Genomic DNA, 23,296 nt, shown 5'->3' on the forward strand with positions numbered 1-23,296 from the left:
CCGGGCTGAAGTTCCAGTGGTGACAGGCGCGTTCGGGGTGTGGCGGGTCACGTCTGGCTCTGGCCCCTGGTCGGTTCAGGCGCGGGCGGATCCGTGGCGCCGGGCCGGGCGCGGCGAGGGGGCGTGCGGGCGGTGTCGGACCCGGCTCGAGCGCAGGTGGGCGGCCATCGCCTCGGCGGCCTTCTCCGGGTTGCGATGGGCCACGGCGTCCACGATCCGCTCGTGCTCGTCGATCGTCGGCTCGGCCGCTCCCGGTGCGCTGTTGAGGCGGAACATGTGCAGGTGCGCGTGGAGGCGGGTCACCGCCTCGGCCAGCAGCGGGCGGCCCGCCGCGTAGGCCAGTGCGTCGTGGAAGTCCTGGTCGAGCAGGGCGAATTGCCGGTAGGCGGAGTACTTGGCGCCGGTCTCCGGGTGTCGGCGCATCTCCTCGACGATGGACCGCAACTGCCGCAGATCCTCATCGTCCGCGTTCTCGGCGGCGAGGGACGCGGCGCGGGGCTCCAGCAGCAGCCGCATCTCGAACAGGTCCGTGAGGGCTTCCGGATCGAGCAGGTCGGTGGCGCGATAGCCGGCGTTCGGACGCTTGACGACCAGTCCGTCCGACTCGAGTCGGACCAGGGCCTCGCGGACGGGGGTGGCCGACACGTCGAGCCGACGGGCCAGGCCGTCGATGCTCATACGTGTGCCGGGCTCGATCTCATGGTCCATGACCATGGCCTTGACGGCCTCGTACACGCGATCGGCCAGCACATCCTGTCGGTTCTCATCCACCATGCCAGGAATCATAGAGAATCCGGGACTCGACTGGGGTGGGGCCTCGGGCTTCGGGTCGCCTGAGGGGTCGGCCGGAATGCCCTGCGCGCAACCCATTGCCACGCACCCGTTCCTATAGCATTCTGTGCCGCGCATGCATTTCCTATAGGAACGCGAGGTGAGCGGTGAGGGGAAGTACGCCCCGGCTCGACCCCGTCGCGGTGGTCGGCCCCGGCTCCGTAGGCCTCGCGCTCGCGGCCCGACTCGCCGGGCAGGGGCACCCGGTGACCCTATGCGGCAGACCCGGAAGCCCGCCGGTGTCCTCGGTGACGTGGAGCGACGGGCGCGAGACCCGGACCGTCGGCGTGGAGTGGTACGGCGACCCGGCCGAGGTACGTCCCTTCGCCCAGGTGGTGGTGGCGACCAAGCTGCACCAAGGGGAGGCGGCCCGGGCCTGGTTGGAGCGGCTGGTCGACCGGGACACCGTGGTGATCGTCGCGCAGAACGGGATCGAGCACCGTGAGCGGGTGGCTCCGCACGCTGCGGCGGGTCAAGTGGCCCCGGTTCTGGTGCACTTCAATGCCGAGCGGCGTGACCGGGACCTGGTGGACATCCGGCAGGACGGCCCGGGTCTGGTCGTCGGTGACGACGCACCGGGACGCCGTGCCCGCGCACTCCTCGACCGGACCGGACTCGGCGTGCACACCAGCGCCGACTTCACCACGGCGGCCTGGGAGAAGCTCATGGTCAACGCCGTCGCCAACCCCGTCACGGCACTCACCTGCCGTCGGGTCGAGGTTTTCGGTGACCCGTCCGTCCGGGACCTGTCGGCCGCCATGCTCACCGAAGTGGCCGCAGTGGGCCGGGCCGAGGGCGCCCGGCTGCCGGCCGAAGCCGTCGACGACGTACTCGCATGGATCAACGCCCGTCCGGCCGGGGCCGGTTCGTCGATGCTCGCCGACCGTGTCGCCGGCCGTCGTCTCGAGTACGACGGGCTGCTCGGGGCGGTGATCCGCCGGGCCCGGGCACACTCGCTCGCCGTGCCGATGTGTACGGCGGTCCTCGCGCTCGTCGCCGCGCTCGACACCACGCCCTTCGCGGCCGCGACACCACATGACACCTTCAAGCGTCAGGAGCAGTAGTGGCACACGTGATCAAGGCGGAGGCCTACCTCGTCGACATCGAGGTGGAGACCGTGCGTACGGATGCGACGCAGGCCTTCCTCAAGCAGGAGACCTTGTTCGTCGAGGTCGCCACGGACGACGGGCTGACCGGGACCGGCTACTCGTACACGATCGGCACCGGCGGCCGGGCCGTCCTCGCCATGCTCCGCGACCACCTGTTGCCCTCGCTCATCGGGCACGACTCCCGTGAGGTCGAGGGTGCCTGGCGCACCATGTACGACAGCACGCGGGCCACGATGGTCGGCGCGATCACCGCCCTCGGCCTGGCCGCGGTGGACCTGGCGCTGTGGGACCTGCGCTGCCTGCGGGCGGGCGAGCCGCTGTGGCGCGTCGCCGGGGGACACCGGTCGGCGGTTCCGGTGTACGACACCGAGCACGGCTGGCTGCAGCTCGACGAGGACGAGTTGGTCGCGGGCGCCCTCGCGGCGCGTGACCAGGGCTTCTCCGGAGTCAAGGTGAAGATCGGCAAGCCGAACCCCGGCGAGGACGCGGCGCGCATCCGGGCGGTCCGCGAGGCCGCGGGCCCCGGCCTCGACATCATGGTCGACGCGAACCAGGCCTTCACCGCCGCCGAGGCCGTGCGCCGCGCCGCCCTCCTGGAGCCGTACGACGTCGGCTGGTTGGAGGAACCGCTTCCCGCCGAGGACGTGGCCGGGCACGAACGACTGGCCGCCTCGACGACGATCCCCGTGGCGGTCGGCGAGTCCATGTACTCACTGGGCCACTTCCGCGAGTACCTGCAGCGCGGCGCAGCGGGCATCGTGCAGCCCGACGTGTCCCGGATCGGTGGCATCACGCCGTGGCTGAAGGTGGCCCACCTCGCCGAGGCGTTCAACGTCGAGGTGTGTCCGCACTTCCTGATGGAGATCCACGTCAGCCTCACCGCCGCCGTGCCCAACGCCCGCTACGTCGAGTACATCCCGCAGCTCCGGGCGGTGACGACACATCAGTTGCGGATCGCCGACGGCCTCGCACACGCCCCGTCCGAGCCGGGCCTCGGCATCGCCTGGGACCGCGACGCGATCGACGACCGCCGAGTCGCCTGACCCGCGTCCCTGAGTTGCGCTTCTGGCCCCGCATCCCCACCCGTCCCGCTGTCCGCTCCCGCACCAGGAGGACGACGATGTCCACCCTGACCACGGTCGAACCCGCCACCGCGGCGGCCGTGCAGCGCCGCAGAGTGCTGCTGGCCTCGCTCGTGGGCTCGGCCCTCGAGTGGTACGACTTCTACCTCTACGGCACCGCCGCGGCCCTCGTATTCAACAAGGTCATTTTCCCGTCGTTCGACGCCACGGCCTCACTGTTCGCCTCGTTCGGCACGCTGGCCGTCGGCTACTTCGTACGGCCGCTCGGCGGCATCGTCTTCGGCCGCCTCGGCGACCTGTTCGGCCGCAAACGGGTCCTGGTCCTCACCCTGCTCGTGATGGGCGCCTCCACCGTCGGCATGGCGCTCGTCCCGACGTACGAGCAAGTGGGCGTGCTCGCCCCGATCCTGCTGGTCGTCCTGCGCGCGGTCCAAGGACTCGGCGCGGGCGCCGAGTACGGCGGGGCCGCCGTCCTTGCGGCGGAGTTCTCCGAGCCCCGAAAGCGCGGGCTGTTCGGGACGGCGCCCAGCATCGGCGTCTACATCGGCATCCTGCTGGCCTCGGGTGCGTTCGCGCTGGTCACTCAGCTTCCGGAGGACCAGTTCCTGGCCTGGGGTTGGCGTATCCCGTTCGCGGCCAGCGTGCTGGTCATCGCCCTGGCCCTGGTCATCCGGCTGCGGTTGACGGAGAGCCCCGCCTTCGAGGCGGCGCAGGAGCGCACCGAGACGCAGGAGGTCTCGCCGGTACGGGACGTCGTACGCCATGAATGGAAGGCCGGGCTCGTCCTCTTCGGCCTGCAGACCGCGCAGAACGTCGTCGCCTACCTCAACCTGACGTTCCTGGCCGCGTACCTCACCGACACCCTCAAGATGTCCAGCTCGACGGGACCGCTCGCCGTCACGGTCGGCACGGCGGTGACGGCCGTGTCGCTCCCGCTGTTCGGCTGGCTCACCGACCGCGTCGGCCGCAAGCCGGTGGCCCTGGCAGGGACCCTCTTCTCCGCCGTCTTCGTCTTCCCGTACTTCTGGATCATCGACCACGCGCACAGTTCGCTCCCCGTCACGCTTGCCGTGGTGGTGAGCATGGGCATCGGGGTGGGCTGCATGTTCGCCCCGCAGGCCGCCTACTTCAGCGAGCTGTTCACGGCGCGCTCCCGCTTCAGCGGGCTCTCCCTGTACCGGGAGGTGGCCGGCGCGGTGACGGGCGGACTGACCCCGCTCATCGCCGTCGCCCTGGTCGCCGCGGCCGGGGACCGCTCCTGGGGGCTCGCCCTGTTCGTCGTCGCCGCGTGTGTCGTCGGCAGCGCGGCGGTGGCCCTCGGACCCGAGACACGGGGCCGCGACCTCGCCGCGACGACCGTCTCCGAACTCCGTGCCTCGACCGGCACGTTTCGCTGAACCACCCCTAGAACAGGCCCTCTTGAGCGCCCGCCCGCAAGGACAGTGCTCAGGAGGCGACAGCAAGACATCAGGAAGCGACAGCAAGACATCAGGAAGGCATCATGCGTATCGCTCGCCTCGGCCGCCCCGGCCAGGAGATCCCCGTCGTCCTCGACGGCGACCGCGTGCTCGATCTGCGCGGAGTGACCCCGGACGTGACACCCGAGTTCCTCGAACACGGTCTGAACAGCCTCGACGTCACCACCCTGCCCGAACTCCCGGATGCCGCCGGTCTGCGCCACGGCCCGCCGATCACCCGACCCACCGCGGTCGTCTGCGTCGGCATGAACTACGCCAAGCACGCGGCCGAGTCCGGCGCCGAACCACCCACCGAGCCGGTCGTGTTCCTCAAACACCCCAACACGGTGGTCGGCCCCGACGACCCGGTCACCATCCCGCGGGGCAGCACCATGACGGACTGGGAGGTCGAACTCGGCGTCGTCATCGGCAAGCGCACGAGCTACCTCGACTCACCGGCCGACGCCGCGGCCCACATCGCCGGCTACGTCCTGGTCAACGATGTCTCCGAGCGCGAGCTGCAGCTGCACACCTCGGGCGGCCAGTGGTCCAAGGGCAAGTGCGCGCCGACGTTCACGCCGGTCGGACCCTGGTTGGTCACCGGCGACGCACTGGACCCGGCGGCGGTTCAGCTCCGCAGCCGCGTGGGCGGCGAGCCGCGGCAGGACTCAAGCACCGCGGACCTGATCTTCTCCGTGCCCGAAGTCCTGTACCGGCTCAGCCAGTTCATGACTCTGGAGCCCGGCGACCTGATCCTCACCGGCACCCCCGAGGGAGTCGCCCTGTCCGGACGCTTCCCCTACCTGACGGCCGGGGACGTCGTGGAGCTGGAGGGCGAAGGGCTCGGAAAGCAGCGCCAGACCATGGCCGCGGAGGGAACCCGATGAACGAGGAGACGACACCGATGACCGGGACCTCGCCGAGGGCGACACACACCTCCGAGTACGCGGGTCTCGTCGCCGTGGTGACCGGCGGTGCGTCCGGGATCGGCCTGGCCACGGCCCGCGAACTGCACGCCCGTGGCGCCGAGGTGGCCGTGCTCGACCTGGCCGAGTCGGACGAGCCGTTCCTGCACGTGCGCTGCGACGTGACGGACGACGACGCCGTCCGTACGGCCATCGAAACGGTCACCGACCGGCTCGGGGGCGTGAACGTCCTGGTCAACAACGCGGGGATGGGCGCCCAGGGCACGGTCGAGGACAACGCCCCCGACGAGTGGCACCGCGTGCTCGATGTCAACGTGGTCGGCATCGCCCGCGTGACGGCGGCGGCCCTGCCGGCCTTGCGCAAGGCGGCCGCCGGAGGGGAGGGGCACGCGGCGATCGTCAACATGTGCTCGATCGCGGCGACCGCCGGGCTGCCGCAGCGCGCCCTCTACTCGGCGAGCAAGGGCGCCGTCCTGGCACTCACTCGCGCCATGGCCGCCGACCACCTCCGCGAGGGCATCCGCGTCACCTGCGTGAACCCCGGCACGGCGGACACACCTTGGGTGAACCGCCTCCTGTCACTCGCGGACGACCCCGAGGCCGAACGCGCCGCCCTGGCCGCCCGCCAGCCCAGCGGCCGCCTGGTGAGCGCCACCGAAGTCGCGTACGCAGTCGCCTACTTGGCAAGCCCGCACTCCGGCGCCACCACCGGCACGGACCTTGCCGTGGACGGCGGGATGCAGGGGCTGCGGCTGCGGTCCGAGTGAGGTCGGGGCCGACGGCTCGGCACGTGCCCCAACCAGGACACGGCCGCGCCGTCGGCAAGCCCCTCAACCGGCTCGGCGGCAGGCGCAGAGTTCCGTCAATGGGCCTTCAGGTGGACACCCCGACGATCAGTCACGGCGGATCAGCGCCATCGCCATCTGCTGGACGGAGCGGGTGAAGCGGCGAGGGTCGTCAGGTGGTGTCATGTGGCGGATCAGGTCGCCGTCCCCTCGGCTGCGTCGACCGCGTCTACACCGACCTCGCGGTCTTCGACATCACCCCGCAGAGCGTCCGTGTCGCGCAGACCTTCGGCGTCAACCTCGACGAGTTCGCGGCGCGCATGGATGTACCGCTGATTGCTGCCGAAGGGTGATGTGACGCCGGCACGAAGAGCTACGTCGCCGAACTGCCCCACCAATAAGCAGTGGTGGGGCAGTTCGGCCGCTTCACGCCTCGTAAGCGAGTGCCTTCTGCAGATGAAAGTCCGCGACGCCGAGCATCCAGTCCCGGTTCGGGAAGTCGCCCTCGGCGATGCGAAGGGGGCCGCCGACCAGGTCCAGGTGCATCACGTACTGGTAGAACTTGAGGCGTCGCGGGTCGAGTTCCGGGTTGCGGAGTGCCTCGTAGTACGAGCCGAAGCGCATCCGCATCCAGCAGTGCTCCACTTCGGTGTCGGTGTACATCAGGCCCTCGATGTCGATGATCACGGGCTCGCCGTCGGGTCCGACAAGCGTGTGTTCCGCGCAGAGTTCGCCATGGACCACACCGAACTCCGTGCGCGGCTCGAGTGCGGCGTGCAGGGTGCGGAGCTTCTCCTCCAACCTTCCCTCGCCTGCGGCCGCGCGGGTGTCGCGGGGCACGGCGGTGGCGATGTTCACCAGCGCGCGCTCCAGGTATGCCTGCTCGCAGGTCGTGTCCGGCGGCTCGCCCCCGCCGTCGATCCATGCCACCCGCCCGAAGGCCGGCGCGTGGTGGGCGTGCATGCGCCTCAGCATGTTCGAGAGCTGAGTGAGGGTCTGCCGGCCCGCGTCCGGATCGCGTTCCAACAACGCCTCCAGCGTGCCGCCGCGGATGTCCTCCGCCACCGCGATGTCTGCCGGATATAGACGCTTGCTGCGGTCGGCGAGCAACAACCGCGGCGATCGAGCCCCGACCGCTTCAAGGCGACGGGTGGCAGCCTCGAAGTAGTCGATGCCGGATGCGTGGGCGAACGGGTTCGACGGGTCGTCGTGGCCCTCCGGGAGCAGACCGTCCCAGTAGTCCTCAGCGGTGTTCCAGACATAGACGATGGTGCTCGAGGCGTCGTCCAGCGTGACGCGGTAGACGCCCTTCTTGCTGCCTTTGAGCAGCCGGTCGACGGCAGCGATGCGGCGGTCGGTCCCGAAGGCCTCCCGTATGACCGGGGCCAGGGCCTCGGCGTCGGCGAAATTCCGCTCGTCGGTCACGTCCGGTTCCCCTCTGCGGAGCGGCTGTATCGGCCCCCGGGGCACGCCCTCGCCGCGATGGGGCATGGCGACACGTTGCGCTGGATCCCGGCAGCTATGCGTTCGTGCACGCCGCCTCCCCACCAGCGTGAGTGCGCTCACTGCCGCGCAAGTCCGCCGTCCTCGCCTACTGCCGAGGCATCCCAGTCGATGTGGTGGCCGTACGTCTGCCGTGACTGTTCGCCGTTGGCAAGGCGGGGCAGGAGCAGTGGCATCAGCAGATCGCGGACGATCCGTCCGACCGGGCCTGCGGCCTTGTTGTTGTTGATCCGGGCGGCCTGCTTCACGATCCGTTCGACGCGCGGGCGGCGCAGTGCCTCGTACGCGGCGAAGGCGCCCTCGATCGTGGGTAGATCGCGCAGTGCCTTGGCGAGCTCCACGGCGTCCTCGACGGACAGTGAGGCGCCCTGGCCGGATGTCGGCGAGGGGGCGTGGGCGGCGTCACCGATGACGATCATCCGGCCGCGGTGCCAGGCCGGGACGCCCAGCATGGCGTGCATCGGGCTCGCCGGGGTGATCTCCTGGCTCGCGCGGATCAACTCGGCGGCAGGGCCCGCGTCATCGGCGAACAGGGCGGCGAGTCGGCGTCGCCACTGCTCGGCGTCGATGGCTTCGACCTCGCCGCGGGCCGGTTCGTCCTGGCGCGGCAGGTTGGCGAACCACCAGACCTCACCGTCGGGCGCGGGTGCGTAGCCGAAGAAGGCGCGTTTGCCGAACACCATCTGGTAGCTGCCCACTTCCGTGTTCACCGGCACACCGCGGGTGTAACCGCCGAGACCGATGAGGCCGGAGTAGGCGGGGGCGGGCGCCGCGGGGTCGATGAGCCCCCGGACCGTCGAGTGCAGCCCGTCGCAGCCGATCAGCAGATCGCCGTACTCCTCGCTGCCGTCGGCGAAGACCGCGCGGACGCCGTCGCCCGTGTCCTGTGCCTCGACCAGGCGCTTGCCGTGCTCGATGCGGATGCCGCGGCGCAGGGCCTCGTCGCGCAGCCCGCGATACAGGTCGGCGCGCTTGAGTGTCCGGCTGGTGATGTCCCCGTCCGGCCGACTGGTGCGCACCCGGCCCAGTGCCTTCCCGGTGGTGGAGACCATGTCGATGCCCGGGGTCTCGAACCCCGCGGCGCCGACCGCAGCGTCGGCCTCTATGGCGCGGAGGGCGTCGATGCCGTTCGAGCCCAGCGTCAGGAAGACGCCGACGTTCTCGGCGCCCCCGGCGTGGGCCTCGTAGACCGTCGCGTCGACGCCGGCCCGCTGGAGCGCCATGGCGGCGGCGGGCCCGGCCATACCGCTACCGATGATCAATGCTTTCACGTTGAGTCGCCTCTTCCATCCCGGTGATCACAGTAAGTTATTTAGATCTATCGAACTAAATAGTATGGCTACGATGCCGCTGTGACAACTCACGAGGAATCCGCACGGCCCACCGGTCGGGAGGAACTGGTGGACGAGGTGCTGCTGGCCGGCCGCGAACTGTCCACCGCCGCCGTTCTCTTCCACACCGCACTCGCCTCCCGCCAGGGGCTGAGCGCCACGGACACGAAGGCGCTGGACCTGGTCGCTCGGCTCGGACCGATGACGGCCGGCGACCTCGCTCGCCATCTGGCCCTCAAGCCCGCCTCCGTCACCGCCCTCATCGGCCGCCTGGAGGACAAGGACGCCCTGCGCAAGGCCCCGGACCCGGGGGACGGCCGCAAGGTGGTGCTGCACTTCAACGAGGAGTTCGCGGCCCGCAACCTGCACTACTTCGCCGACCTCGTCGGTTCACTGCGGGAGCTGTGCGAGCACTACACGGACGAGCAACTGGCGACGATCGCGTCCTTCACGAGGGAGGCGGCACGTCGGCAGGCGGAGGCGACGCAGAGGTTGGCCTGATCCGGGACCCGCGGGCCTCAGTGCCCGGTCCGCCGGGTCTGGCGGAAGATCCAGTCCCGGATGCCCGGGATGTCGTACGCGATCTGCCAGGTCCCCATGTGCGCGTTCGTCGCTGTGGAGTTGGCCGTCACCGTGCCGGTCAGGAAGGTCGCGTAGTTCACCGGCGCCTTCTGCTTCTCAAGGTTGCGGACGTCGGCGGCGAACTGCGCGGCGGTGGCTCCCGCGTCCCAGACCGCCTTGCCGACGCTCGTCCCCTGCGCCGCGATCACGTCGGTGATCGCGTTCCCACCGGGATACGCCTTCGTGTCGTCCTGCGAGACCACGATCCAGAGGTTCTTCCGCGCGAGCGGCGCGGCCTGCTCCGCCGGCCACTGCCCGGCGACGATGTAGGCCGCCGCGAAGAGGTCCGGGTACGCGATGTTCAGGCCGAGCGACATCATCGCGCCCATCGACTGGCCGGTGGTGTAGCGGCGGTCGGCGTCGACGGCGTACGTCTCGGTGATCTCCTCGACGAGGTGCGCCGTGGTCTCGAAGAGCGCCATCGGCTCGTAGTCGTCGTCGACCACGACCGCCCCGTACTCGGGCGCGAGGACGAACGCCTCGTTCCTGGCCTGGTCCTCGGGGCTCGCCCAGCACACCGCGCCGTTGCCCTGGACCAGGGGCGAGATCGTGTCGATGTTGATCAGGCTCGCGTCGTGCATGAAGAGGACCAGCGGGTAGCGGCGTCCGGGCGAGCCGTGCCGGTGGCTCTTCGGTACGAAGAGGTTGTAGCGGAGCGTCTGGCCGGTGGCCGGGTCGTCGAACGTGAACTGCCTGAAGTCGTCGACGACGAGGTTGCTGACGGAACTGGTGGTGACGGGCGTGGAGTTGGTCGGCAGGGCGCCGCCGTGGACGGTGGCGACGGGGCCGGTCTGGGTCACGGTGGCCGACGCGGGCGTGAGGGTGGCGTTGCTGGGGGTGGTGTCGCCGACCTTGGGGCCGCCGGCGCCGGCGCCGGTGCCGGTGCTCCCGCTCGGGCTCGGACTGGGGCTCGCGCTCGCGCTCGTACTGGCGCTGGGGCTCGCCGTGTCGCCTCCGCCTCCGCCCCCGCCGCCCGTGCTCCATAGCAGTGCCCCGTCGTCGTCCGGGGAGAGCTCGACCATGACGTACCGGCCGTCCCTGCCGCGTTCGGCGAGCTCGGGTGTCCGGTTCGCATAGACCTTCGTCACCGTCCGGTCCGCGACCTCGAAGGCCGATCCGCAGAGCGCGGAGTTGTCGATGTCGCGGTCGTATTCGACCGCAAGGGCAATGAGCTTCTGCCCGGCGCCGTACACCTTGGTAATTGCTGTGGCGCCTTTTATGTGCCCGGCCTGTGAGGCCGCCGCATCCTGGGCGCTGGCATTGCTTACGGACAAACCGCCGGCCGCGGCAAGGCCGGAGACGGCCGCCGTACCGGCGATGAATGTGCGCCTGTCCACCATGACGACTCCTAGTTTGGAACGGTCGCTGAGGCTGCTGGTCGATCGCGCCGGACATTACGCCGGATCATAGGGAAGGTCTCCCGGCTACCTGTGAATTTCCATCGGGAAAAAGGGCGCGCAGCAATTCCGTGCCAGGTGAAAGTGGGTGGCCGGTATTGATGACGAAGCTTGCAACCTTTGGTTTCACTCCCTGGTCGTTGTTGCACGGCGAAAATGCCTGTGATGCTGCCCGCCGTTACGTCTGCCGACCGAGTGCCGACCATGGAGGACCACAGTGACCGAGCAGCAGGACGACACAGGCGACATGGGGCCGAGCCGCAGATCGTTCATGGCCCTCACCGCTCTGGCGGCGGCCGTGCCCACCCTCATGGGCGGCGCCACGGCGGCCGAGGCGGCTTCATCCGGCTCTGATCGATCCGGTTCCGATCGATCCGGTTCCGAGTTGAAGGCCGGCGCGGGCAAGGCGGTGTTCACGCCGTCCGCCGCGATCCTCCCGCTGGACAAGTTCACCTCGGTCCACGACGACCTGCACGCACGCGTTCTGCTTCTTGAGTCCGCGGGGCGGCGCATCGCCCTGGTCGTACTCGACCTCACCTCGGTCAGCGCGGAGGCGATCGGCCTGATCCGCACGGCCGTCACCGGGGCCACCGGCGTCACCGCCGCCGACATCATGGTCACCGTCACGCACTGCTTCTCGGCGCCGCACGTGGCGGCCAGCACTTCCTCCGCGAGCGCGGCGGCCTACGTCCGGAACATCGTGGCCGCCGCCAAGAGCGCCGCCGAGGACGCGGCCAACGGCCTGCGGTCGGCCCGGATCGGCTACGGCGAGGGCCGGGCCGACGTCAACGTCAACCGCAATGTCTCCACCGCCGACGGTTGGTGGCTCGGCGTCAACGAGCAACTCCCCTCCGACAAGGGCGTGTACGTCGCCCGCGTCGACGACCTCGACGGCAACCCCCTCGCCCTCCTCACCAACTACAACGTGCAGTCCTGCGTGATGCAGGACTCCGTGATGGCCGACGGCAATCTGCCGATCACCGCCGACCTGGCCGGCGCCGCCGTCGCCCACGTCGAGGAGGCCTACCCGGACGCCGTCGGCTTCTGGCTGGTCGGGGCGTGCGGCGACCAGTTCCCCGGCCTGCGTGCCAAGCGGTACACCATCGACAAGGACGGGCACTGGACATACGGCGTCGACCTGAAGGACGCGGGCTTCGCACTCCTGGAGACGCAGGGCGAGCGGATCGGCAACGAGATCGTGCGGGTCTCCGAGACAATCACCCGTTACGCGAGCGGCAGCAGGGCCCCGGTGCGCCTGGTCACCGACTCGGTGACCACCACTCAGATCACGGGCCCCGGAGCGAGCGCCCCGGTCAAGACCGCGACGTTCAGCCCGGGAGACAGTGCCGAGGTGCCGCTGTGGGTCTTCCGGGTCGGCGACATCGCCTTCGCGGGAGTGTCACCGGAGCTGTCCACCAGCACGGCGCGGGCGATCCGTGAGGCCTCCCCGTTCACGGGCACCTTCGTGATGTCGATGTTCGAGGGCGGCGCCAAGAACATGCCCGACCGGTGGAACTACGAGCACTTCACGTACGAGGCCCTGGACGGCTTCTACATCGAGGGCACCGCGGAAAAGGTCGCGGCCAGGATCGAGCGCACGGTGAAGTCGCTGAAGTCGCTGAAGTAGCTGAAGTCGCCTGCCTGGGCAGCCGGGCAGCCGGGCAGCCGGGCAGCCGGACCGTTGTGGCCGACCGGGCCGCTGCTTTCACGCCGCGGACCCGGTCGGCCACACCCTCGTCAGGCGGTGACGAGCGTCAGCCCGTAGGCGTTGAGGATCTCGTTGACCGGCTGGAACCAGGTCTGGCCACCGCTCGTGCAGTCGCCCCAGCCGCCCGAGGTCACGCCCTGCGCCTGGTCGCCGGAGATGAACGAGCCGCCCGAGTCGCCGGGTTCGGCGCAGACGCTGGTGCCGGTCATCTCGTAGACCGGTCCCTGGCTGTAGTTGACGGTTTCGTTCTGGGCCAGCACGGTGCCGCAGTGCCAGTGCGACGTCGAGCCGGAGCGGCAGATGGACGAGCCGACGGGGGCCACCGCCGAGCCACGCACCAGGACATCACTGACGGTGCCCCAGCCGAGTACGACCGGCGTGGTCCACCAGCCGTTGCCGATCGGGATGTAGGAGTAGTCGTTGCCCGGGAAGGACGAACCGGCGAACGTGCCCATCGCCGACCCGTCCCAGCCGACAACGGAGCTGCCCGCCGTGCCGCAGTGCCCCGCGCTGACGAAGCCGCCGACCACCGAGAACCCTATGGAGCAGCGGGTGTTGCCGTTGATGTAGTACGGGTCGCCGCCGACGGTGCCCGCGGCGAAGGTCCGTGGCGTCTGCCCTGCTCCGGCGCGGCGCACGCTGAGGAGCCCCGCCTTGCGTGCCGGGGCCAGGAACTCCCGGACAGCGGCGCTGTGTTCGGAGCCCTCGCGTACGTCTGCCACCACGCTGTTCGTGCGGGGATCGACGCGCCAACTGCGGACGGCCATGGGGGCGCCGTCCGTCTTGGCAACGTTGTCGAGTGTCGACTTCGCGGCGTCGAGCGCCCGGGCGCTGTGCGCCACCCGCACGACCGAGGCGCCGGTGTCGCGTACTGAATCAGCGGCCGGGCCACCGGATTTGGTGAGTCCGACGACGAGGGTGCCGCGTGCCGGGTCGTACCAGGTGCCGCCGAAGTCCTGACTGGCCGCACGCTCGGCCCGGGGCGCGAGTTCGGCTGCGGCGGCTTCCTGGTGCAGCCGGGCGCGGGCCTGTGAGGTGGTGAGCCCGAGGTCCCGCTGCATTGCGGTGGCCAGGCCGGGGGAGAGGGCGCGTGCGGACGAGGACTCCGTAGCCGCGTCGGCCGCGGCGGCGGGGGACGTCAGGCCCAGGGTGGCGGCGCCTAAGGTCAACAGGACGGCGAGAGCAGAGCGGAGTCCGGTCGTACGTCTCATGCGTGAGCTCCTTCATTTCCGTGTGGGGCGGGAATGGTACGGACCTGCGACGTACTGTCGACCTGATGTCGCGCGCATGTCAATGCCGTGGCGGGATGCACTGCTTACGAATCCGCCGCACACCCGGTCACGGCTGCCGTGGTGCAGGTGACCGACTGATGTGAGCGGCGGCCGGATCCCTCGGCGACGACGTGACCCTGATGTGCGACGCCAATCAGCGCTGGGACCTGTCGACCGCGCACCGGAGGATGCCGGTCCTCGAAGAGACGCGCATGGACTGGGTGGAGGAACCGCTGCACGCCGACGATCTCGACGGCCATGTCGCTCTGCAGCGCTCGACGACCCTCGACATCGCCGCGGGGCGAAAGTATCTACAGCTACCAGCAGTTCACCGGCTTCATCGCCCACGACGCCGTCCGTGTCGTCCAGCCCGACGCCACCCGGCTCGGCGGTGTGACCGAATGGCGGCAGGTGTCCACGGCCGTCGCGGCCCCGGGCCCGCCGGGGCTGGCAGCTGCGTGGGGTCGGCGCGGTGCGTGGCGCATAGGGCTGCCTACGTGCCAGTGGACTCTTGTCCCTGCCCCTCGCCGGTGTCGGTGTCGGTGTCGGTGTCGGTGTCGGCGAGGTCGCGGGCGACGTCGTCCAGCAGGTGCAGAAATGCGCCGACCAGCGGAGTGAGGCTGGTGTCCGCGGGGGTCACCGCGTGGATGCGCCGGTGTGGGCGGGGCTCGGCGAGGTCGCGGTGGGTGGTGCCGGGGACGTGGGTGAGGGCGAGGCGTGAGACGAGGGCGACGCCGACGCCCGAGGCGACCAGGGCCTGCGCCACGTCGTAGGACTCGGTCTCGAAACGTACGCGTGGCGCGAACCCGGCCTTGGCGGTGAGGAGTTCGAGCTGCTCGCGAGGGCCCTGCCCGGAGGTGATGGCCACCCACGAGGCGTCGCGCAGCTCCCGCAGCGTCAGGGCGGTGCCGGGTGGACGTTCGACGGCCAGCGGGTGGTCGTCGGGGAGTACGACCACCATGGGGTCGACAAGGAGTGGATGGACCGCTACTCCGGCAGGGGCGGTGAAGGACGGTCCCCACTGGGCGGCCACCGCCACGTCGAGTCGGCCTGCCGTGATCTGGTCGGTGGCGCGAGCCGAGATCACGTCGATGACGGACACGTCCGCGTCGGGGTGACGGTGGCGCAGCGCCGTGAGAGCCGGCGGCAGCAGGTGCAGCGCGGCCGCCTGGAACGCGCCCACCCGCAACCGCAGGGCCAGGTGGCCAAGGAGGCCGGCCAGTCCTGCGGCGGCCTTGGCCGTCTCCGCCTCGATGACCTCGCCGTGCGCGGCAAGCAGCAGCCCCGCCTCGGTCAGCCGCGCTCCGCGTGCGCCCCTGATCACCAGTGGCGCCGCGCAGTCCCGCTCCCACCGGACCACTCGCTGGGTCACCGCCGCCGGGGTGAGCCCGAGCGCGTGCGCCGCCCCGGTGAGGGAGCCGTGCCGGTCGATGAGGGCGAGGAGCCGCAGCTGGTCGGGTTCGACGTGCATTCACTCAACTTAACGCTGACCGTGGCTGCGGTGACTTCCCTGAAGGCTCGGGGCGGGGAAACCTGGTGGCACCAACGAGTTCGACTCCCCTTCCGGCAAAGGAAAAGGCTGCCCCGTGCCCACCCACCTCCCCGCGTTCCTCGCCACCACCCTCCTGCTGTCGATGCTGCCGGGACCCGGCCAGGCACTCATGACCCGGCAGACACTCATGGGCGGGCCTCGCGCCGCTTGGGCGACCATCGCGGGCAACTCCACGGGGATCGTGCTCTGGTCACTCGCCGCGTCCGCCGGCCTCTCCGCCGTCCTGCTCGCCAACCCGCACGCGCTCGAGGTCGTCCGCCTCGTGGGCGGGGCCGTACTGGTGTGGCTGGGAATCTCCACCCTGCGGGCATCGAGGAAGAGCAACGCCACAGCCGAGGGCGGTGGGGCGGTGCGCTCCTGGAAGGGATTCGCCGTCGGCCTGGGAACGAACCTCGGCAACGCCAAGGCGGGAGTCTTCGCCGTCTCGATGCTGCCGCAGTTCGTGACGGACGGCGGCTCGCTCCTCGTCTCCGGCACCGTCCTCGGCGTGGTCTGGGCGCTGGTCACGGCCGCCTGGTACGTGGCCTTCACCTGGGCCGTGGGCCGGGGGCGGCGGCTGGTGTCGAGGCCGGCCGTCCAGCGCGGCCTTCAGGTCACCACCGGAGGGGTGTTGCTGGTGCTCGGCGTGGCGGTGGCGTCGGGCCTGTGAGCGCCGACGTCCTGACCGCTACGCGCCGGAGGCCCCGTCGCCCGGGGCGGCGGCGCGCAGGAGTTTCGCCGCCACTGCCCGAAGGTCGCCGCGCTCCGTGGCTGTCAGCGGCTCGGTCAGTTCGGTGACGGCCTGGTCCATCTCTGCGGCGCACAGTTCCGCGAGGGCGCGGCCCGTCGGAGTGAGGGCGATCAGGACGCTGCGGCCGTCGTGCGGTGAGGGGCGGCGTTCCACCAGCCCGCGCTTCTCGGCGCGGCTCGCCAGTCCGGTCATGGAGGACTTGTCCAGGCCCAGGTGGCGGGCGAGTTCGAGCATGCCGGGTGTGCGGTCGCGCAGGATGCCGAGGAGGCGGACCTGAATCAGGGACAGGTCGTGGTCGGCGGCCATGCGGGAGAGGATCCCCTGGACCAGGAAGGAAAGCTGGACCAGGGCGTCGACGGTGTTCTGGGGTTCGTCCGCCGCCTGGGAGCCGTCCGTCCCCTGGGGAGTGGGGGTGGGTGTCACTGTGTCCGCCTCTGGCCGATCTGGTACGCGGCACGAACCACCTTGACTTGGTACGTGCCGCAAACTATCTTGAAAGTAGTACGTGTCGCAAACTATATGCGGTCACACTGCCTCGGGAGAACCCCTATGCACGCAGCCGTCGTCCATTCCTTCGACACCCCGCCCCGCTACGACACCGTCGACACCCCCACACCCCGGGGAGAGCGCGAAATCCTCGTGGACGTCGTCGCTGCCGGTCTGCACCCGCGCGTACGATCCTCCGCCGACGGCAGCCACTACACCTCCGAGGGTGTGCTGCCGCTCGTGCCGGGCATCGACGCCGTCGGTCGCACGGCGGAGGGGGAGTTGCTCTACTTCGTCGCCCCGGACACCGCGCTGGGCACGATGGCCGAGCAGGCCGTCGTGGACCGCCGTCGCGCCATCGCCCTGCCGCCCGACACCGACCCGGTCGCGGTGGCCGCGGCCATGAACCCCGGCATGTCCTCCTGGGTCGCCCTGCGCCGCCGCATCGCTCTCCCGGCGGGCGCACGCGTCCTGGTCCTGGGTGCGACCGGCAGCGCAGGCCGGCTCGCCGTGCAGATCGCGCGGCACCTCGGCGCCGAGCGTGTCGTGGCGGCCGGCCGCGATCCCGGGCGGCTGGCCCTGCTGCCCGGCCTGGGCGCGGACGAGACCGTCTCCCTGTCCGGCGGGCCCGAGCAGGTCGCCGAGCACCTCGGCAAGAGCGCCGGCGACGTGGACGTCGTCATCGACTACCTGTGGGGCGCGGCCACCGAGCATGCCCTGACCGCACTGCTGACCGCCCGACCCGACCGGAGCAGGCCCCTGGCCTGGATCCAGATCGGCTCCGTCGCCGGGCCGGACATCACCCTGCCGTCCTACCTCCTCCGCGCCGCCAATCTGCAGATCATGGGCAGCGGCCAAGGCTCGGTCACCACCGCAGGCATCCTCGCCGAACTCCCTTCCCTGGCAGCCGAGATCACCTCCGGAACCTTCTCGATCGACCCGTCCCCGCTACCCCTGTCGGAGGTCGAGCGGGCATGGACGATGCCGACGCCGCCTGGCCGGCGCGTTGTGCTGATCCCCTGAGGCGGTTTGGCGCACGACAAGGAGGGGCGGTGCCGGTGCGGCACTCCCCGAGACGAGGCCTGCTGTGGCACGCCGTGCTGAGGAGCAGTGCCGGCCATCGCCGTCTCAGCCGGATCACTGGGGGATGGTGACCAGGGTGCGGCCGCGGCCTCCGGCGTCGACGCGGTCGTGCGCTTTGGTGATCTCCTCCAGCGGGAAACGGGTCGCCGATGTCCACGGTGAGGGCGCCGACGGCGGCATCGTACGCGTGGCGGATGCGTGGGTCGGCGGCGTTGCCGTGCAGGAAGAACTCGGCGCAGCGGTAGTAGTTCGAGGCGCGCAGGAACCCGTCGCGGGCGCTGGTGTCGTGGCCGCCTTCCAGTGAGGTGCGGGCCTGGTCGGCGATCCGGTGGGCGGTGGCCAGCCACTGGTCGTGCCAGCTGTCGTAGTCACCGTCGGCGATGCCCTGGGCGGTGGTGGCGACTTCGCCGGAGTCGGCGCCGCCGTAGGCGATGTGGCCGAGGGTCCGCAGCGTCTCGTACCAGAACGAGGGGTGGTCGGGGAAGAAGATCGGCTTCACCAAGGACTCCAGGGGTGTGGCCTGGCGTTGCGGCACCTTGATCACCGGCTTAGTTTCGCTCCATGGCGGAGACGGGATCTTTCGGGTTATTCGGCCGAGGTCTTGAGGGCCTGGTGGTGGAGGGGTTGGTGGCGGAGGGGGATCTGCCCCGCTGTGAGGACCCGCCGGGCCGGGGCTTCGACGAGCTCCACTTCCAGCCGGCGCGACGGGCGTGTTTGTGGGCGTGACACGGCCGAAGCCACCGAGGCTCCCGCGGCTCGGCAAGCCGCGGCCGTCCGATGTCTCCGCCGGGCTCGTCACCGGGCTGTTCTCCATCCCCGAAGGCATGGCGTACGCGGCGATCGGCGGCTTCAATCCGGTCGCCGGCATCTACGCGGGCGTCGTCCCGACCGTCCTCGGCTCGCTCTTCGCCCGCACCGTCCTGATGGTCACCACCCTCACCTCGGCGCTTGCACTGACCTCGCAGAGCGCCATCAAGGAGGCCGGGCTCGACGCCAAGGACGTGGGCAACGTCGCCACTCTCGCCGTACTGGCCGGGACGGTGATGCTGCTGATGGGGGTGCTGCGGCTCGGCGTCGTCATGTCGTTCGTGTCGAACGCCGTGATGACCGGCTTCTCCACCGGCATCGCCCTCCAGATCATCACCGGCTCACTGAAGGACGCCACCGGCTACAAGCCGGGCCCGCACAACAAACTGGCTCAACTCGCCGACTGGGTCTGGCACATCGGAGACTGGCAGCTCGCCGCGACCCTCACCGCACTCGTCACCGTCGCCGCTTGGGCGCTGCTCCGGCTCGTCAAACGGCTGGAGGCGGTGGCCACCCTCATCGCGCTGCTCGCGGTCAGCGTCGGTGTCGCCGTCCTGGGCACGCACGTCGACCTGGCCCGCGACATCGGGCACATCCCGGCGGCGCTGCCCTCCTTCACCGCCCCAGACCTGTCCGCCGTCGGCGCGCTGCTGCCCGGAGCGTTCGCCGTCGCCCTCGTCGGCCTCGCCCAGGCCGCCTCCATCGGCCCGACCGTCCCCAACCCCGACGGCTCCAAGTCCTCCGTGAACGGCGACTTCGTCGCCCAGGGACTCGGCAACCTCGGCGGCGGACTGTTCGGCGCGCTGCCCACCGGCGGTTCCATGTCCCGCACGGGCGTCGCGGTCGGCGCCGGCGCCCGCACCCGCTGGACCGGTATCTTCGCCGGGCTGTGGCTGGCCCTCCTGGTCCTCACTCTCGGCTCCCTCGCCGAACGCATCCCGATGCCCGTCATCGGCGCCCTCATCATCGTCATCGGCTGCGAACTGGTCGTGGGCCGGCTGCCCGACATCCGCCTCGTACTGCGTACGTCACCGCTGTCGGCGGCGGCGATGGTGATCACGTTCCTGGCGACCACGCAGCTGCCGCTCCAGCAGGCCATCGTGATCGGCGCCGTGCTGTCGCTGCTGCTGTTCTGTGTGCAGGCGGCCCGGCAGACGCGGCTCGTCTCCCTGCGCCGGGACACCGATGGCGGCCACTGGCGCACCGGCGATCCGCCGCGCCGCCTACCGCCCGGCGAGGTCACCGTCCTCGACTACGCGGGCACCTCACTGTTCGCCGAGCTGCCGCGCGTGGAGGCCGCGCTGCCCGACGTCCACGGGGCCCGGGACGCGGTCCTGGTGCTGGTGGTGCGCACGCTGCCCGATGTGCCCTCGTCGGCGGTGGTCAAGTTCCTCGACCGGTACGCCCGCTCCCTGTCCGACGAGGGCGGGCGGCTGGTCCTGGCCGGGGTGCAGCCCCCGCTCGCCCGCCTCCTTGAGGTGTCGGGGCTCGCCGAGCGCCTCGGCGAGGGCGGTGTCGTACCGGCGCAGCCCGAGATCTTCGCGCCGGTGGAGCGGGCGGTCGCGGAGGGCCGGGCCTGGATCACGTCGCACGAGAAGGCACCGGATGGGAGCCCGGAGGACCGGTCCGAGTCCGCCGGGCCTCGGCCGCCCGCCGCCGATCAGCCGCCATGATCCAGGCCCGGGCCGTAACAGGCAGCCCTGAGTCGTAACGGGCAGCCCTGAGCCTTCCTGAACTGAACGGCTCCCGCCCGACATGCGATCACCCCCGACCCACCCGATGCTGAGACGGACCGGCGCCGCCACGCGCCGGCCGGACCCGATCCGTGAAACGGAGCGCCAGATGACCGACGCCGCCGACCTGCCCTTCGACGACACCACCGACTTCGAGAACGCGGACCGGGGGTTCATCGACGCCCTCGTCCCCGCGGTCGTGAAGGGCGCCGACGGACAGGTCGTCTACGACAACGACGCGTACGCCTTCCTCAAGGCCGACTGCCCCGACACCGCGCACCCCAGCCTGTGGCGCCAGGCCCAGCTCTGCGCCCGCCAGGGACTGTACGAGGTCACCGAGGGCGTCTACCAGATCCGCGGCCTGGACCTGTCGAACATGACGCTCGTCGAGGGCGAGCGCGGTGTCATCGTCGTCGACCCGCTGCTGAGCGTGGAGACGGCCACCGCGGGCCTCGCCCTGTACCGGCAGCACCGCGGCGAACGCCCGGTCACCGGCCTCATCTACACGCACTCGCACGGCGACCACTTCGGCGGCTCGCGCGGCGTCCTGCCGCGTGGCACCGAGCAGGACGTGCCGATCCTCGCCCCGGCCGGTTTCCTGGAGCACGCGGTCAGCGAGAACGTGTACGCGGGCAACGCCATGACCCGCCGCGCGATCTTCATGTACGGCGACCGGCTGCCGAAGTCGCCCGAGGGCCAGATCAGCGCCGGCCTCGGCATGACCACCTCGAACGGCACGATCAGCCTCATCCCGCCGACCCTGGACATCACGCACACCGGGCAGGAGGAGACGATCGACGGTGTCCGCATCGTCTTCCAGCTCACCCCGGGCACCGAGGCACCGGCCGAGATGAACTTCCTCTTCCCCGAGAAGCGGGCCCTGTGCCTGGCCGAGAACGCCACGCACAACATGCACAACATCCTGACCCTGCGCGGTGCCGTCGTCCGCGACGCCCGTGTCTGGTCCCAGTACCTCGACGAGGCCATCGAGTACTTCGCCGACGCCTACGATGTCGCGTTCGCCTCGCACCACTGGCCGACCTGGGGCCACGACAACGTCGTCCAGTTCCTCGCCACCCAGCGCGACCTGTACGCGTACATGCACGACCAGACGCTGCGCATGCTGAACAACGGCCTGACCGCCCCGGAGATCGCCGAGGAGATCCAGCTGCCGCCGGCCCTGGAGAACTCCTGGCACGCGCGCGGCTACTACGGCTCCCTCTCCCACAACGTCAAGGCGATCTACCAGCGCTACCTCGGCTGGTTCGACGGCAACATCGCCCACCTCTGGGAGCACCCCCCGGCCCAACTGGCCCAGCGATACGTGGAGTTGGCGGGCGGAGCCGACGAGGCGTTGTCCAAGGCCCACGGCTACGTCGACGCGGGAGACCTGCGCTTCGCCGCCACCCTCCTCAATCACATCGTCTTCGCCGAGCCGTCCCGCGAGGACGCCAAGGAACTCCTCGCCCAGGTCTACGAGAAGCTCGGCCACGGCGCGGAGAACGGCACCTGGCGCAACTTCTTCCTGACCTCCGCGATGGAACTGCGCCACGGCGTGAACCCCATCGCCATCGACACCACCAACCCCGAGATGGCGATGGCGCTGACCACGGACATGCTCCTGGACTCCATCGCCATCCGCATCGACGGCCCCCGCGCCTGGGACGAGAACCTCACCGTCGACCTCGTCCTGACCGACGAGAACACCCGGCACCGCCTCACCCTCCACAACGGCGCCCTCACCCACCGCACGACGGCCGCCGCCAAGCCCTCCGCGGACCTGACCCTCACCCTCACCAAGCCCCAACTCCTGGGCATCCTCGCCGGAAAGGGCCTCGACGGCGTGAGCGTGGACGGCGACCCGAAGGCCCTCGCCACCCTCTTCTCGTACGTCACCGAACCCGACAAGGCGTTCCCGATCGTCACGCCCTGATCCAAACGACGGGCCCTGGATCAGACCTTGCGCCAGCGGGCGTTCGCCCAGGAGAACGCGCCGAAGGCCATGAGGCCGAGCGCGATCAACGCCAGCAGCCAGGGCCCGACGGGAGTATCGGTGAAGGCGCGCAGGGTGTCGTCCATGCCCTTGGCCTTGCCGGGCTCGTGGCGGACGGCCGCGACGATGGCGAAGGCGCCGGCGACACAGAAGACCGCGCCCCGTGCCGTGCCGCCGAAGACCCCGGTCACATCGACCGCCTGTCGGGGCCGCTTCGACATCTCGGACATCCTCAGATGCTTGTGGAACTTACGCAGAAGGGCCCTGACGGCGAGCCACAGGCCGGCCACGGCCAGCGCGGCACCGGCGACCCCCACGATCCACGTGCCGCCGGGCCAGTCCAGCGCCTTGGCCGTGACATCCTGCGAGTCCTTGTCCGAGCTGCCACTGCCGCTGCCCTTGCTCCCGGCCGCGTAGCTGAGCACGGAGTACGAGACGAATCCGTAGAACACGCAACGGGCCCCGGACATCGCCCGCTTGCTCGCCTTACGGCCGTCAGGTCCCGCCTGCCCGAACGCCGCCTCGGTCAGCCGCCACAGCGCCATCCCCGCCAGGGCGATGCCGAGAAGCCACAACAGGGCGGTGCCGAAAGGCTTCTGGGCGATCTCGGTTACCGCGCCGCCCCGGTCCGCCTGCTGACCTTCGCTGTCGGAGAAGGCGATCCGCAGGGCCAGGACGCCGATCAGGACGTAGAGGACTCCCCGAGCGACGAAGCCCGCACGGGCTCCTGCCGCGACCGCGTTGCTGTTCGCTGCGCGACGCGCGTGACCGCGTCCGTGTGCTGGTGCCCATCGAGTGGCCATGTCCCACCGAATGCCCCGGGAACGGGAGGCGAAGCATCTGGCCGAACAGCAGTGAGGTCGCGGGACGAGCGTTACCCGATTCACGGCA

The 23,296-nt window shown here is 70.6% G+C and carries 20 protein-coding genes and 2 pseudogenes; 14 read left to right on the top strand and 8 right to left on the bottom strand.

Annotated features, from left to right (window positions below):
* Positions 1–75 precede the first annotated feature (75 nt).
* Entirely contained in the window at positions 76–774 is a 699-nt protein-coding gene (locus tag OG746_RS39025) for a GntR family transcriptional regulator (RefSeq protein ID WP_266723365.1), read from the bottom strand.
* 164 nt (positions 775–938) lie between these two features.
* Between OG746_RS39025 and OG746_RS39030 the strand changes: the two genes are divergently transcribed.
* From OG746_RS39030 to OG746_RS39055, 6 genes are all read left to right on the top strand, one after another.
* Positions 939–1,895, top strand: coding sequence for a 2-dehydropantoate 2-reductase (locus OG746_RS39030; protein ID WP_266723367.1), 957 nt, complete (start codon positions 939–941; stop codon positions 1,893–1,895).
* Positions 1,895–2,983 (top strand): mandelate racemase/muconate lactonizing enzyme family protein, encoded by a 1,089-nt coding sequence (locus OG746_RS39035; RefSeq protein WP_266723369.1) that lies wholly within the window; start codon positions 1,895–1,897, stop codon positions 2,981–2,983. Before OG746_RS39030 ends, OG746_RS39035 begins: the two co-directional genes overlap by 1 nt.
* Before the next feature lie 77 nt (positions 2,984–3,060).
* Positions 3,061–4,419 carry an MFS transporter gene (locus tag OG746_RS39040; protein WP_266723371.1) on the top strand — a complete coding sequence of 453 codons (1,359 nt, stop codon included), beginning with the start codon at positions 3,061–3,063 and terminating at the stop codon, positions 4,417–4,419.
* Positions 4,420–4,523: 104 nt separating this feature from the next.
* Positions 4,524–5,366: a fumarylacetoacetate hydrolase family protein gene (locus tag OG746_RS39045; protein WP_266723373.1), complete on the top strand. Its 843-nt coding sequence runs from the start codon at positions 4,524–4,526 to the stop codon at positions 5,364–5,366.
* Positions 5,363–6,172, top strand: coding sequence for an SDR family NAD(P)-dependent oxidoreductase (locus tag OG746_RS39050; RefSeq protein WP_266723375.1), 810 nt, complete (start codon positions 5,363–5,365; stop codon positions 6,170–6,172). Before OG746_RS39045 ends, OG746_RS39050 begins: the two co-directional genes overlap by 4 nt.
* 194 nt (positions 6,173–6,366) lie before the next feature.
* Positions 6,367–6,543 (top strand): hypothetical protein, encoded by a 177-nt coding sequence (locus OG746_RS39055; RefSeq protein ID WP_266723377.1) that lies wholly within the window; start codon positions 6,367–6,369, stop codon positions 6,541–6,543.
* Between the two features lie 73 nt (positions 6,544–6,616).
* Here the strand turns inward: OG746_RS39055 and OG746_RS39060 are convergent, their stop codons facing one another.
* Positions 6,617–7,615, bottom strand: coding sequence for a phosphotransferase (locus tag OG746_RS39060; RefSeq protein WP_266723379.1), 999 nt, complete (start codon positions 7,613–7,615; stop codon positions 6,617–6,619).
* A 137-nt stretch (positions 7,616–7,752) separates the two neighbouring features.
* Positions 7,753–8,964, bottom strand: coding sequence for an FAD-dependent monooxygenase (locus OG746_RS39065; RefSeq protein ID WP_266723381.1), 1,212 nt, complete (start codon positions 8,962–8,964; stop codon positions 7,753–7,755).
* 81 nt (positions 8,965–9,045) lie between these two features.
* Here OG746_RS39065 and OG746_RS39070 point away from each other — a divergent pair, with 81 nt between their 5' ends.
* Positions 9,046–9,525, top strand: a complete 480-nt coding sequence (locus OG746_RS39070; protein WP_266723383.1) for a MarR family transcriptional regulator — start codon at positions 9,046–9,048, stop codon at positions 9,523–9,525.
* Between the two features lie 17 nt (positions 9,526–9,542).
* On the opposite strand, the gene OG746_RS39075 is transcribed toward OG746_RS39070, so the two are convergent.
* Positions 9,543–10,985, bottom strand: a complete 1,443-nt coding sequence (locus tag OG746_RS39075) for an alpha/beta hydrolase-fold protein (protein ID WP_266723385.1) — start codon at positions 10,983–10,985, stop codon at positions 9,543–9,545.
* Between the two features lie 274 nt (positions 10,986–11,259).
* On the opposite strand from OG746_RS39075, the gene OG746_RS39080 reads away from it, so the two are divergent.
* Complete coding sequence (locus OG746_RS39080; protein ID WP_266723387.1) at positions 11,260–12,669, top strand: hypothetical protein; 1,410 nt, start codon at positions 11,260–11,262, stop codon at positions 12,667–12,669.
* Between the two features lie 110 nt (positions 12,670–12,779).
* On the opposite strand, the gene OG746_RS39085 is transcribed toward OG746_RS39080, so the two are convergent.
* The gene (locus OG746_RS39085) at positions 12,780–13,961 is read right to left on the bottom strand and encodes a S1 family peptidase (RefSeq protein ID WP_266723389.1); all 1,182 of its coding nucleotides are present in this window, start codon (positions 13,959–13,961) and stop codon (positions 12,780–12,782) included.
* 200 nt (positions 13,962–14,161) lie between these two features.
* Between OG746_RS39085 and OG746_RS39090 the strand changes: the two are divergent.
* Together OG746_RS39090 and OG746_RS39095 are read left to right on the top strand one after the other, a co-directional pair.
* Positions 14,162–14,260: pseudogene (locus OG746_RS39090) on the top strand (enolase C-terminal domain-like protein); the annotation flags it as partial.
* A gap of 19 nt (positions 14,261–14,279) precedes the next feature.
* Positions 14,280–14,396: pseudogene (locus OG746_RS39095) on the top strand (hypothetical protein); the annotation flags it as partial.
* 118 nt (positions 14,397–14,514) lie between these two features.
* Here the strand turns inward: OG746_RS39095 and OG746_RS39100 are convergent.
* Positions 14,515–15,492 (bottom strand): LysR family transcriptional regulator, encoded by a 978-nt coding sequence (locus OG746_RS39100; protein WP_266723391.1) that lies wholly within the window; start codon positions 15,490–15,492, stop codon positions 14,515–14,517.
* Positions 15,493–15,607: 115 nt separating this feature from the next.
* Here OG746_RS39100 and OG746_RS39105 point away from each other — a divergent pair, with 115 nt between their 5' ends.
* The gene (locus OG746_RS39105) at positions 15,608–16,222 is read left to right on the top strand and encodes a LysE family translocator (RefSeq protein ID WP_266723392.1); all 615 of its coding nucleotides are present in this window, start codon (positions 15,608–15,610) and stop codon (positions 16,220–16,222) included.
* 18 nt (positions 16,223–16,240) lie between these two features.
* Here OG746_RS39105 and OG746_RS39110 read toward each other — a convergent pair whose 3' ends face one another.
* The gene (locus OG746_RS39110; protein ID WP_266723394.1) at positions 16,241–16,726 is read right to left on the bottom strand and encodes a MarR family winged helix-turn-helix transcriptional regulator; all 486 of its coding nucleotides are present in this window, start codon (positions 16,724–16,726) and stop codon (positions 16,241–16,243) included.
* 126 nt (positions 16,727–16,852) lie between these two features.
* Between OG746_RS39110 and OG746_RS39115 the strand changes: the two genes are divergently transcribed.
* The 3 genes from OG746_RS39115 (at position 16,853) to OG746_RS39125 (ending at position 22,345) form a co-directional block, all read left to right on the top strand.
* Positions 16,853–17,812 (top strand): quinone oxidoreductase family protein, encoded by a 960-nt coding sequence (locus OG746_RS39115; protein WP_266723396.1) that lies wholly within the window; start codon positions 16,853–16,855, stop codon positions 17,810–17,812.
* Positions 17,813–18,594: 782 nt separating this feature from the next.
* Complete coding sequence (locus OG746_RS39120; RefSeq protein WP_266723398.1) at positions 18,595–20,352, top strand: SulP family inorganic anion transporter; 1,758 nt, start codon at positions 18,595–18,597, stop codon at positions 20,350–20,352.
* Positions 20,353–20,521: 169 nt separating this feature from the next.
* Entirely contained in the window at positions 20,522–22,345 is a 1,824-nt protein-coding gene (locus tag OG746_RS39125; protein WP_266723400.1) for an alkyl/aryl-sulfatase, read from the top strand.
* A 20-nt stretch (positions 22,346–22,365) separates the two neighbouring features.
* Here OG746_RS39125 and OG746_RS39130 read toward each other — a convergent pair whose 3' ends face one another.
* The gene (locus OG746_RS39130) at positions 22,366–23,208 is read right to left on the bottom strand and encodes a DUF1206 domain-containing protein (protein ID WP_266723402.1); all 843 of its coding nucleotides are present in this window, start codon (positions 23,206–23,208) and stop codon (positions 22,366–22,368) included.
* Positions 23,209–23,296: the final 88 nt, after the last annotated feature.

Source organism: Streptomyces sp. NBC_01016, assembly GCF_026341035.1.
Taxonomy (GTDB): Bacteria; Actinomycetota; Actinomycetes; order Streptomycetales; family Streptomycetaceae; genus Streptomyces.

What these genes read in the sequence shown, in the direction of transcription:
- OG746_RS39025 (WP_266723365.1), bottom strand. Translation starts at nt 774, where the DNA reads ATGGTGGATGAGAACCGACAGGATGTGCTGGCCGATCGCGTGTACGAG.
- OG746_RS39040 (WP_266723371.1), top strand. Translation starts at nt 3,061, where the DNA reads ATGTCCACCCTGACCACGGTCGAACCCGCCACCGCGGCGGCCGTGCAG.
- OG746_RS39045 (WP_266723373.1), top strand. Translation starts at nt 4,524, where the DNA reads ATGCGTATCGCTCGCCTCGGCCGCCCCGGCCAGGAGATCCCCGTCGTC.
- OG746_RS39050 (WP_266723375.1), top strand. Translation starts at nt 5,363, where the DNA reads ATGAACGAGGAGACGACACCGATGACCGGGACCTCGCCGAGGGCGACA.
- OG746_RS39075 (WP_266723385.1), bottom strand. Translation starts at nt 10,985, where the DNA reads ATGGTGGACAGGCGCACATTCATCGCCGGTACGGCGGCCGTCTCCGGC.
- OG746_RS39085 (WP_266723389.1), bottom strand. Translation starts at nt 13,961, where the DNA reads ATGAGACGTACGACCGGACTCCGCTCTGCTCTCGCCGTCCTGTTGACC.
- OG746_RS39100 (WP_266723391.1), bottom strand. Translation starts at nt 15,492, where the DNA reads ATGCACGTCGAACCCGACCAGCTGCGGCTCCTCGCCCTCATCGACCGG.
- OG746_RS39115 (WP_266723396.1), top strand. Translation starts at nt 16,853, where the DNA reads ATGCACGCAGCCGTCGTCCATTCCTTCGACACCCCGCCCCGCTACGAC.
- OG746_RS39125 (WP_266723400.1), top strand. Translation starts at nt 20,522, where the DNA reads ATGACCGACGCCGCCGACCTGCCCTTCGACGACACCACCGACTTCGAG.
- OG746_RS39130 (WP_266723402.1), bottom strand. Translation starts at nt 23,208, where the DNA reads ATGGCCACTCGATGGGCACCAGCACACGGACGCGGTCACGCGCGTCGC.